Annotated in this window: 8 protein-coding genes; 6 read left to right on the top strand and 2 right to left on the bottom strand. The window is 30.1% G+C overall.

Annotated elements, in window-relative coordinates:
• Positions 1 to 242: 242 nt before the first annotated feature.
• The gene (locus tag RYK99_RS08195) at positions 243 to 1,559 is read left to right on the top strand and encodes an ISL3 family transposase (RefSeq protein WP_314991698.1); all 1,317 of its coding nucleotides are present in this window, start codon (positions 243 to 245) and stop codon (positions 1,557 to 1,559) included.
• 433 nt (positions 1,560 to 1,992) lie between these two features.
• Here RYK99_RS08195 and RYK99_RS08190 read toward each other — a convergent pair whose 3' ends face one another.
• Positions 1,993 to 2,253, bottom strand: a complete 261-nt coding sequence (locus RYK99_RS08190; protein ID WP_003148070.1) for a hypothetical protein — start codon at positions 2,251 to 2,253, stop codon at positions 1,993 to 1,995.
• A 178-nt stretch (positions 2,254 to 2,431) separates the two neighbouring features.
• On the opposite strand from RYK99_RS08190, the gene RYK99_RS08185 reads away from it, so the two are divergent.
• From RYK99_RS08185 to RYK99_RS08175, 3 genes are read left to right on the top strand one after another with little or no spacing between them, the layout of a single operon-like run.
• On the top strand, positions 2,432 to 3,232 hold the full coding sequence (locus RYK99_RS08185) for a DUF1444 family protein (RefSeq protein WP_314991695.1): 801 nt from the start codon (positions 2,432 to 2,434) through the stop codon (positions 3,230 to 3,232).
• 37 nt (positions 3,233 to 3,269) lie between these two features.
• Positions 3,270 to 3,875 carry a YtpR family tRNA-binding protein gene (gene ytpR, locus RYK99_RS08180; RefSeq protein WP_314991693.1) on the top strand — a complete coding sequence of 202 codons (606 nt, stop codon included), beginning with the start codon at positions 3,270 to 3,272 and terminating at the stop codon, positions 3,873 to 3,875.
• 24 nt (positions 3,876 to 3,899) lie between these two features.
• Positions 3,900 to 6,509 carry a hypothetical protein gene (locus tag RYK99_RS08175; RefSeq protein ID WP_314991692.1) on the top strand — a complete coding sequence of 870 codons (2,610 nt, stop codon included), beginning with the start codon at positions 3,900 to 3,902 and terminating at the stop codon, positions 6,507 to 6,509.
• Positions 6,510 to 6,645: 136 nt separating this feature from the next.
• On the opposite strand, the gene RYK99_RS08170 is transcribed toward RYK99_RS08175, so the two are convergent.
• Positions 6,646 to 7,413 (bottom strand): MurR/RpiR family transcriptional regulator, encoded by a 768-nt coding sequence (locus RYK99_RS08170; RefSeq protein WP_314991690.1) that lies wholly within the window; start codon positions 7,411 to 7,413, stop codon positions 6,646 to 6,648.
• A 239-nt stretch (positions 7,414 to 7,652) separates the two neighbouring features.
• Here RYK99_RS08170 and RYK99_RS08165 point away from each other — a divergent pair, with 239 nt between their 5' ends.
• Both RYK99_RS08165 and RYK99_RS08160 read left to right on the top strand, forming a co-directional pair.
• On the top strand, positions 7,653 to 9,359 hold the full coding sequence (locus RYK99_RS08165) for a PTS transporter subunit EIIC (protein ID WP_314991688.1): 1,707 nt from the start codon (positions 7,653 to 7,655) through the stop codon (positions 9,357 to 9,359).
• Positions 9,360 to 9,363: 4 nt separating this feature from the next.
• Positions 9,364 to 10,122 carry a Cof-type HAD-IIB family hydrolase gene (locus tag RYK99_RS08160; protein ID WP_314991687.1) on the top strand — a complete coding sequence of 253 codons (759 nt, stop codon included), beginning with the start codon at positions 9,364 to 9,366 and terminating at the stop codon, positions 10,120 to 10,122.
• Positions 10,123 to 10,198 lie beyond the last annotated feature (76 nt).

Genomic DNA, 10,198 nt, shown 5'->3' with positions numbered 1-10,198 from the left:
CAATGTATCCAATGTATCCAATGTATCCAATGTATCCAATGTATCCAATGTATCTGATTAGTTTTCACAATTATAGAAATAAATATGAGAAAAACACTTGTAATTTTTGAAAATGTATGCTAATATATATAAAGAAATATTTTTAAGCAAATATTTTATCAACACCGCCAAGTCTTAGGACTTGGCATTTTTTATTTAATGATTAATATTTGTTAGTAGGATTAAATTTTAAGGGGATAATTATGATACTCAAAAAAGTTTTTGATCTTGAGAACGAGCGTAATCTAATACTAGATGATAGTTATATAGAAAATATTAAAGAGGGAAATAAAAAATATAAGTTATTAAGAGGCGAGATAATACAAGCCAATGGACGTTGCTTGAAATGTAATTCTACGAACATATCAAAAAATGGAATATATGAGAAAACAGTAAGACTAACTAAATTAAATGATAGTCAAGTAAAAATTATTTTATCTGTTCAAAGATATACTTGTAATTGTGAAGATTGTAGAATAAATTTTACTCCAGAAGTATCTTTTATTGAAAAAAAGAAACGTATATCGAAACAAATTCATAGACAAGTTTTTATTGATATGGTGACGCCTATTTCTTCTAAACAAGTTGCACGTCAAAATAACATATCTATTAATGTTGTTCAGCGAGATATGAAAGAATTTAAAAGTTATAATATAGTAAATAAAAGAAATTTGCCTAGGGTATTGTGTGTAGATGAGTTTAACGGGGTGAAACATCATAAAGCTAAAATGAATTTTATAATAGTAGATGCTGAAAAAAGAACAGTAAAAGATATTTTAGCAAACAGGTTTAAAAATTCATTAATATCATATTTTAATGGTTATACACTAGAGGCAAGAGAAAATGTAGAGTATTTTGTAACTGATTTTTATGATTCATATATAGATATAGCGGAGAAGACTTTTCCAAATGCAAAAATAGTGATAGATAGATTTCATATAAAGAGATTGTTAGTAGTTAACTTAAAAAATAAAAGAATAGAAATAATGAAAAAATTCAGTAAGCATCATTTCCCTTATAAGGTACTTAAGAAATTCAGATATTTATTGTATAAAAACTTTTATGAGATAAATATAAAGTATAAGAAATACAGGTACTATGAAGAATTTAAAAATGAGTATGATGTACTAAACTATATGTTATCTTTAAATAAAGAACTTGAAGAGACATATTGGGCATATCAGGACTTTATAGAAGCGTTTGATAGTAAAGATGAAAAAATGCTGGAAGAGATTATTAATAGAGATTATTCGCACGTTTCTGATGAAGTTAATAAAACATTCAATACCTATAAAAAATATCAAGAATATGTAATTAATGCAATTAAATATCCATACTCTAATGGTTTAGTCGAAGGAATGAATACTAAAATAAAGCTATTGAAGAGAACAGGTTACGGATATAGGAATTTTCAAAACTTCAGGTTAAGAATAATGATAATGTTTAATCTTGTTAAATTTGTAGAAGATGAGCAAAGGAAAGAAAAACGGATAAGGGATTATCACAAAAAGGCATCATAGGGTAACACAATTAAATATATTGAGTAGGCTTGCTGGATTTTATGCCAGATAATAAAAATCACTAATAGTCAAAAAAAGTCAAAACAGTAAGTCTTATTAGAGTATGTTCTAATAAGAAAAAAATATCAAAAAAACTTGGTATATCCAGTTATTCTTAAGTTTTATATAATTTTTTCATCAAAAAAATTTATCAACGGACTTGACAAAAAGCCAAAATAATTTAGAATTTCTTTTTAATGTCATATAGACTCCTTTCTATTTTTGAAATACGCTAGGTATTATAGCATAAAAAAATTTTTTTCGTAAGTTTTTTTTCTTTATAGAAGTAAAAATAATTAATATGAATTTTTATATCTATTGATAATAAATCTTAAAGTTTAAAAAATAATAAAAAACTGACTTAAATAATCGTAAGTGATTAATTGAAGTCAGTTTATTTTATATCAAAATCTATAGAATCAATATTCATAATAAGTTTGTTATTTATAAACCAAATTAATGAAAATACATAAACGGCATAAGTAAAAAATAATAAAGAAGAAAGAATAGTAATTTTATTATTTTTTAAAAATATGAAATTCAATAAAATTATTATTAAGTAAACAACAACAGAAATTAATAAGCGTTGTTTATTTTTTTTTGCCCAATTATTGTATTTTTCCAATAATTCAGCTTTTTTAGCTTCGTTATCCACAAAAGTCCTCCTAAGTTTTATATATAAAATTATAACAAATAAAAGACTATGCTGCAATTAAATAAATGAAGTGTAAAAAAGTGAATAATATTTGTATATATTCCTTATTTATGTTGATTGAATATAAATAAATATGGTATAATTAAGTTGCCATATTATACACAAAATTGGAGGTAATATGTCTTATACAAGAGATTATATATTTGAAAAAATAATAGAAAAACTACCTACTTTAAAAATTCACGAGCGACGAGAAAAAGATAATAGTGTTTTTATTTTAGAGTATGAAAATCGTCGTGCAAAAATAGATATAGATAGTTTTGTCAGAAAGCTAGGAGATAAGAAAACTAGCAAAGGAGATAAAAAAATAGAAGAGTTTGTCTACTATATAGTAGAAAATTTCAGTGCACAAACAAGTGTTTCTTTAGATACTATTAATGAAGAACAATTGTTGAAAAATATTTATCCCGTAGTCAGAGCTAGCAGTTTTAATAAAGATAATGAAAAAGATCTTGTTAGTTTTGAACATACAAATGAAACAAAAATTTATTTAGCGTATGATTTTAAAGATGGCTATAAATTGTTAGATAGTAGTTTTTTAGATAAATTCTCAAAAAATAAGCAAGAAGTTTTGGAGGTTGCTAAAAACAATTTAGAAAAATTACCACTTAAGTATAATGTGGATGAAGTTGCAGGAAATAAATTTTATTTCCTAAATGCGAAAGATGGTTATGATGGAGCTAGAATATTCGATAAAAATGTATTAGATTACTTCTATAAGAAATTAGGAGATTCATTTTATGTCGGTCTGCCACATCAAGATACATTAATAATCGCAGATATAAATAATAAACAGGGATTAGAAATTTTGCAAAAAATGATGGTTCATTTTTTTACAGAAGGTCTTGTGCCAATAACAACAATTACATTCAAATATGATGGAAAAGAACTAGAGAGTTATTTTATTTTTGTAGAATAACTTTAAAAAATTAAAATTAAGTATAGGAGAGAGAGTCATGTTATTTTTTTACAATAAGAAAATGTTAGGAGAAACATTATTAATTACTATTCAGAGTAAAGAAGAGGTAACATACGAAGAGAAGAAAAATATCACTTTAATTAAAGATGAAAATGGAGCTTTAGTTGGATTAAATATTTTTAACGTTGAGAACTTGAAATTAGATGGAGAAGGAAGTATTGATTTAACAGAAGAGCAAAAAGAGATTCTTCAAAAACGTTTAGAAAAAAATGGAATCAAAATAGATTTAGAAGGAAATAATGACGATTTCTTCGTAGTTGGAGAAGTTTTAAGTTGTGAGAAACACCCAGATGCAGATAAGTTAAAAGTAACTGAAGTAAAAGTTAGTGAAGATGAGATATTACAAATTGTCTGTGGAGCTCCTAATGTAGAAGCAGGACAAAAAGTTGTTGTAGCGTTAAGTGGTGCGATGATGCCAAGTGGTTTATTAATTAAAAAATCAAAATTACGTGGTGTAGAATCAAACGGAATGCTATGTTCAAAACGTGAATTAGGATTACCACAAGAAGAAGCACGAGGAATTTTAGTATTAGATGCTGACACTAAAGTAGGAACTCGAGTGAAAGATTTGAATCTTAAATAAAATCTAACTTAGGAGGTGTAAAGTATGGTTAATTGGAAAAAGTGGTTTTTAGAAGAAGATGAAGATGAGGTATTCGAAGAAGAAATATCGCGTAAAGAAAAGAAAGAGAGTTCTTTAGAAACTAGGGAAAGAAAAACTGAAAACAAGAGAAAAGAAAGAGTCTATTATGAAGATGAGGAAGAGTTTGAAATAGACTTTAGTTCTAGAAAATCTAAGAGATCATTTGAAGATGATGAGTTTGAGTCAGATTCTAGAAATAGAAAAGGAAGAGAAAAAACTCAAGAAAAATTTGATGATTATGAAGAAGTAAACCTTGAGGATTTTGAAATAGATGAATTCGAAGATGATGATTATGAAGAAGACTTCGAACAAGAGAAAAAATCAAAAAAAGGAAATGGCTTCTTTGCTAAATTCAAAAATCTATTTAAACAAAATGATGAAGAATTAGACGATGACTTTTTAGATGAAGAGCTTCTTGAAGAAGATGAAGATGACGAGGCTGAAGATTATAAAACATATCTAGAACGTCAAAAACGTGAACAAAAAGAGAAAGCTAAAATAGCTGAAAAAATACAGTCAAGAGTAGTCAAAGAAGAAGACTATGAAGATTATGAAGACGATGAGGAAGAGTACAAAGAAGATAAAAAAGTAGGATTCTTCTCAAGACTTAAAGAAAAATTATTTAACGTGAGTGATGATGAAATTGATCAAGAAGAATTAGAAGCGGTACTAGATGATTTTGAGGATGAGGTAAAAGAAGAGGAAACTCCTGTTAAGAAAAAACCTCAAGTATCAGTTGAAAGATTTGCTTCTGAACCTGAAGAAGAACTAGAGATTGAGTTTGTAGATGAAGTTAAAGAAGAAGCTAAGTTTGAAGAAATCGATATTACTAAATACGAAGAAAAAGAAGAAAAAGCTTCAGCTGGAACAGTTACAGACTTAGGGGATGCTCTTAAAAAACTTGGAGTTTCAAGCTCTGAAATAACTGATGTTGATATCTTTGATGAGAAACCATCAAGAAGAAAACACCCAACTCTTGCTGCTGTTCGTACTAAGAGACTAAAACAAGATCATAAGATTGACACTCTTGGAGACAGTGTAGTACTAGGGAAAGATAGTAGTGAATTAAAACAAGAAGTAGCTACTTCATTCAAAGGCCAAGTTAAAGAGGAAACTCAAGTTCAAGAAGAAAGAACTACTAAAAATAGAGAAGCTCGTAGAGAATTCGAAGAAAACTTTAATTCTCTAGAGAGAAGAAGCGATAAGATTGAAAAAGATAATCCATTATACGCTAAGAAAAATGAAAAATTAGATGGTATTTTTGACGAAATTCGTGAAAAAGAGAGCAAAACTCACGAGAAAGAAGCTCCAGCACTAGAAGTTAGAGAACTTGATGCTGAAGGAAGCCGTCGTGAGAAATTAAAATATACTTCTGTACACGACGTGTTAGAAGGAAATGAAGATTTATTCGAAGATGATATCGATAGAGTAAGCAAAAAACTTGTTGGTGAAAGATTCGAAGAAGGCCAAGAATCTAGCGAAGAAGTTGAAAACTTCAGAAAAGGTTTATATGAAGGTAAGAAATCTGAAAATACTCAAGAAAGAACAGCCTTAGATGAGCTTATCAAAACTGAGAATATTGATGTTTCTCCAAGAAAAGAAGAAACTCTTCCTGAAATAGAAGAACTTAATGAAAATTTAGCTGATCTTAAGAAAGAAAAACAAGAAGAAACTTATGTTGACTTAGTTCAAGAAGCGGCTAAAATAGAAGATGTTGAAGTTGAAGACTACGAAGAATTTAAAGAAGTTAAAAAAGATAGACTTTCTGGTTACAGTGATTATCGTTTAGATGAAGAAGAAATCGAAGAATTAGAAGAACAAAACTATCTAGAAGAATCTGCAGACTCAGTAAATATCGATAGTCTATTAAGAGAAGTATCTCCAAACAATAAGATTATTAAAAAAGCTAATGATGTAGATAAATTCACAGATGAAAAAGTTGTTCCAAAAGAAGTAGTTGAGAAGAGAGTAGAAGACGCTAAAGTTCGCGAAGAAAGTGAAGTTGTCGAAGAAGTAGAACGCGGAATAGATTATACTGAAAAATTATATACTAATGATGTTTCTGAGTACTTCGATAAAGGTAACGGTGCTAAGCTAGGAGAGTATAAAACTGTTGATTATGGTTATAGACCAGTAAGTAAAGAAAAAATCGAAAATAATCAAAAAATTCTTGATGCAATTTTTGAAAAATATTCATCATCAGGAATTTCTACATCGACTAGATCAGTAACGAGTCAAATGATGAGTTCAAACACTATTACACCTAAATCACGCAGTGTTGGTAAATTCAAACCATCTCCAGTATATTCTTCTGTATATGGCTCAGCAACACGTAATACAGCCGAAAATTCAAATAAACCAGTTGGTATATCAACTACAGGATTATCTATAAATAATCAAGTAAAAAAAGATGAACCAAAAATAGACGAAAAAAAAGCAGTAGAAGCTAAAACAGCTACTACAGTAAAAAATAATGCAAATATCTATAAAGAAATTGCTTCACAAGAAGAGACAGTTTGGAATATAGGTTCAGCAAAACGAGTACCTAAAAACAAGGTGAAAAATAAAAAATAATTAGATAATCGATAAGAAGGAGGATGGCTTAAAAGTCATCCTCCTTTACTTAATGCATTTAGTCAGTTGATGAGATAAAGTCTTGAAAATAATAAACCACCTCTTTTCAGGGGTGGTCTTTACTTTGTTATTCTTTTTAATCTATTACATATTCTCCAGGGCTTAGAGTGTTAACGATAGTTTCGAATAAAATAATTCCAACTACGTTTAACATTAATCGTGAACGAATTTTTTTTCTGTTTTTTGGTGCATCGTAGACTTTTATTAAATGATCACTCATTTTTGCTAGTGGACTACTCACAAGGCTGGTGATTGATAGGATTGTTGCTCCGTTTTGTTTTGCCTCTAAGACGCAATCATTAATGACATCCGTATTACCTCCTAGAGAAAATACTAGAATTACATCATTTTTTGTACAAATATCAGGGATTCTTTTAATAGAATAATGTTCAAAATAGTCATTTGACCAAAGGTTAATAAGTTTAAGTTTTCTATTGAAATCACTCATAACCATGTAGCTTGAGCCACTACCTATACAAAATATACGACGAGCATTAATTATTTTATCGGCAAAAGTATCAAAATCATCTTGATTAAGAATAGACATTGTTCGAGAAAACTCAACGCTAAGCTGTTCTTTTAAAGTAATAAAGTTAGAAGAAGTAGCGTTATTATTTTTAGCTAATTCTTTACTCATTTTTAAATCATATTTTAAATCGATAAATGTGTTATACCCCAACTTTTTACAAGCACGAATTACGGTAGAAGAAGAAACGAGAACAGCCTGCTTAATTTCTTTTAAAGTGGTATGTTCAATATTATCTTGCTTCATAAGATAATCGATGGCTTGTTGTTCTGAAATGGATAGTCTATCGTAGTTTTCTTTTAAATTCTCAAAAAACATAAAAATGTCCCCCCTATAGTAAAATTTACCAATGAATATTTTTTCTTTACTCAGCATTAAGTATCATATCATAAAAATTTTAAAATGAAAAGTTATTTTATAAACGTTTTCTAGAATTTAGTAAAATTTTACTAAAATAGTAATAAATTACAATAGAAGAAACTTTTAGGCAAAAAACTAAAAACCGTTTTCATATCTGTTATAATGTACCTATAAAAAATAACAAAGGAGAAAAGGTAATGGCAAAGAAAAAAAATAAATTCGTCTCTGCTTTTGAGCAATTCGGACGTTCGTTCTTATTACCAGTATCTGTACTTCCTGGTGCAGGTATTATTAAAGGGATCGGGACAGCCTTCAGTAATTCAAACACACTGAAAATGTTCCCAGCATTAAAAAATGACATTATTCAATTTATTATGAAATTCCTAATCGTATTAGGGGATACAGCATTCAACAACTTACCAATTATTTTTGCGGTTGGGGTAGCTGTAGGTTTAGCAAAACGTGAAAAAGGTTCTGCTGCACTTTCTGGTTTACTAGGATTCATCGTATTACACTACGTACTTAACTTCCTATTAGTACAAAGTCACAAATTAGTAGATACTAGTAAATTATCAAGTAACGAAGCCAAATTAGCATTATCAAATGCCATGCAGACAAAAGTACTTGGTATTCAAACAATGGACCTTAGTGTATTCGGAGGTATCATTGTAGGTATAGTTGTATACTTCGTCCATAAGTGGGCTGTTAAAGTTCAATTACCAACAGTTATTGGATTCTTCAGTGGACCACGTTTCGTACCTATCGCAACTATCGTAATCATGTCAGCAGTTGCTACTGGATTATTCTTCGTATGGCCTCCAGTACAAAAAGGTATCAGTGTATTATCAATCTTCATTCTTAAATCTGGACCTATTGGAACGTTCCTGTATGGTTTAGTAGAAAGAGCATTATTACCATTCGGTCTTCACCATGGTTTAAACTGGCCAGTTCGTACAACTGAATTAGGTGGAGCTTGGGAAATTGGTGGACAACGTGTAGTTGGTACAATCAACGCTTACTTAGCTTCATTAGCTGATCCAAACGTACAACACGTAGATCCAAGTATCACAAGATTTAACGGTGGTAAATTCGTTTACTTCATGTTTGGTCTTTCTGGTGCAGCTTATGCAATGTACAAAACAGCTGACGAGAAAAAACGTAAAGTTGTAGGATCATTATTATTCGCTGCAGCTGGTACTTCATTCTTAACTGGTATCACAGAACCAATCGAATTCACATTCTTATTCGTAGCACCAATTCTTTATGTAGTACACGCATTCTTAGCTGGTTCAGCATTATTCGTAATGCACATGTTAGGAGCAGGGGTTGCTACTCCAACTGGACACGGATTTATTAACTGGGTAATTTACGGAGTACTTCAAGGTCCTAAAACAGCTTGGTGGTTAGTACCAATCGTAGGTGTAGTTTACTTCTTCATCTACTATGTAGTATTCAGATTTATGATTGTTAAATTCGATCTTAAAACTCCTGGTCGTGAAGATGGAGATGATGTTAAATTATCTAATAAAAATGAAGCTCGTGCTAAACTTGGTGTAGAAATCGCTACAATCGGTAAAGAAGAAGCACCAAAATCAGTAGACGTAGCTGCTGGTGATGATGAAGTAATGGAAACAGTACAAAAAACACCAGAAGGAATTAGAAAACAAGCGATTGAATTAGTTAAAGCACACGGTGGTCCAGATAACATCGAAGCTGTAGATGCTTGTATAACTCGTTTAAGAATTAATGTAAAAGATAAAAACTTAGTAGACCAAGAACGTATTACAACGAAACTTGGAGCTATGGGATTTGCAGAAAGTGATATGCAAATGCAATCAATTTACGGATCTCATGCTAATGTATTAAAAATGGAAATCCAAGAAATGCTTGGTATGGAGGAATAATTTCATGAAGAATTTGTTTGTTACAGACTTAGACGGTACATATGTTAAGAATTCAGTGTTCGTAGAACAAGAAGATTTAAAAGCGTATCATGATGCGAAAAAATACGGGGATTTCTCAGTTGCGACTGGGCGTTCTGTTGAAGAAATCAAATATATTGCAGAAGGCAATGATATGGATGTTACACACATGATAGGGTTTAACGGAGCGGTCGTAACAAGACAAGATGAAGTTCTTTTTGAAAAACACATTCCTACTAAAGATTTAACTGGAATATTCGAATATCTAAAGGGAAGCAAATTAATATTTGATGCTTTAGATGGAAAACAACGTATCGGTAATTTTGATCATGAGAAAAAAGATAGATTGTGGAACATGGAACTAATTTGTGTTGAAAATCCTTTTGAATTGCTAAAAGGAAAAACAATCTATAAAATAAATGTAAGACCAACAAAAGACCAATTAGATTATCATTACGATATTATGAAAGAAAAATTTCCAGAAGTAGAGATTTATAAATCAGGTTCAACACGTATGGAAATCACAGCAAAAAATATTTCTAAAGCTAGTGGTATTGAAGCTATCAGGTCAGGATATGATAGGGTAATAGCTTTAGGAGATTCAGGAAATGACGTGGATATGTTTAAGGTAGCTGACATCTCATACTGTATGAACCGCGCGCCACAAGAAGTAAAAGAGCAAGCTACACACGTAGTAGAAGATTTTGCAGCGGCGATAAAACATTTTGTAGAGAACTATGAATAAAAAAAAGAACCGGCAGAGATGTGATCTGACCCCAAAAAGTTAGACTTAGAATAGCGTAGTAGTTATAATGACTGCT

Origin of the sequence: uncultured Gemella sp., assembly GCF_963537375.1 — a bacterium.
Classification (GTDB): domain Bacteria; phylum Bacillota; class Bacilli; order Staphylococcales; family Gemellaceae; genus Gemella.
Note: the sequence above shows the minus strand (reverse complement) of the source record. Positions and strands in the feature narration are given on the sequence as shown.